1 pseudogene is annotated in these 374 nt (G+C 37.4%); it reads right to left on the bottom strand.

What is annotated here, in order from left to right:
- A pseudogene (locus ACJ5GX_RS07050) lies at positions 1–143 on the bottom strand (DprA-like winged helix domain-containing protein); the annotation flags it as partial.
- Positions 144–374: the final 231 nt, after the last annotated feature.

The following is a 374-nucleotide window of genomic DNA, read 5'->3' as shown; positions in this document are numbered from 1 at the left end:
AATGATATTTTATTCCCCGGAGAACGCTCTATTTTGTTTTCCAACTCTAGTTCTAAAAGAGCCATTAGAGCTATGTTGGCAGAAAGTCCGCTTGCTAATATAAGTTCATCTATATCAACAGGTACAGAGTTAATATGATCGATCCCTTAAATGGGAACTGAACGTGCTGCTTAGCGAGTAATGTTTTTGCTCACAATCAAATAGATATCAGTAGATATCGGATCAGTGCTCGCGCTACCCACACTCGTGTTTTTGTCTCGACTTGATGAACATACGCGTATTGTAACGTGATCAAGATAACTGCCACTTAATGGCTTTCTGAATGAATCAACTGTCAAGATCTTATTTTCTTGAACATATTACCATTAGTTATA

Source organism: Wolbachia endosymbiont of Tuta absoluta, assembly GCF_059414725.1.
The sequence above is the reverse complement of the archived record's forward strand: the minus strand, read 5'-3'. Positions and strand labels throughout refer to the sequence as shown.